1 protein-coding gene is annotated in these 856 nt (G+C 58.9%); it reads right to left on the bottom strand.

Translation table 11 applies throughout. From position 1 onward, the window contains the following. The coding region (locus ACE04F_RS27525; RefSeq protein WP_486110702.1) for an immunoglobulin-like domain-containing protein at nucleotides 1-856 on the bottom strand (856 nt) is incomplete at both ends.

Here is an 856-nt window from a genome sequence, read left to right as displayed (position 1 = left end):
AGCGGTGTAAACCACAGTGCCGCCTTCGCCAACCGTCGAAGTTGCGGTAAGCGAAACGGTGCTGGTGTCGAGGGTATCGGTCACGTCGGTGACGACTGGTGCAGTGTTAGGCACCAGGTTCTCAAAGTTACCGCCAACTGCCGTGTCGATGCTGACTTCAACCTTGCCGGCGTCTTTGTAGACGTCATCTTTCGGTGCGTCGACAGTTACGGTCCCAGTGGTAGCGCCGGCAGCGATGTTGATCACCGCGCCGTTGCTCAGGGTGATGGTCACTGGCGAACCGGCGGCGTTGGTCAGGGTCGCGGTGTAAACAATCGAGCCGCCTTCGGCAACGGTGTCGGTCGCGGAAAGGGTCAAGCCCGTGGCATCAGTCGAATCGGTGACTGCGGTGTCCGCAGGCTTACCGTCAATTTCCAGGTTTTCGTAGTTGCCGCCTTTGGCGTCGTCGATCTTGACGCTGAGGTTGCTACCGCCCGCCAATGCATCGTTAGGTGCGGTGAAATTCACCGACCCGGAACTCGAACCAACTGGGATGGTGATGCTTTGACCATTCGACAGGGTGACGACCAGCGGAGCGCCGGTGACCGGAGCATTCACCGAAGCGGTGTAAACCACGGTGCCGCCTTCGCCAACCGTCGAAGTTGCGGTAAGCGAAACGGTGCTGGTGTCGAGGGTATCGGTGACGTCGGTGACGACGGGTGCAGTGTTAGGCACCAGATTCTCAAAGTTACCGCCAACTGCCGTGTCGATGCTGACTTCAACCTTACCGGCGTCTTTGTAAACGTCATCTTTCGGTGCATCAACAGTCACGGTGCCAGTGGTGGCACCAGCGGCGATATTGATCACCGCGCCGTTG

It is taken from the genome of Pseudomonas sp. AGC41, from assembly GCF_057334555.1.
The sequence above is the reverse complement of the archived record's forward strand: the minus strand, read 5'-3'. Positions and strand labels throughout refer to the sequence as shown.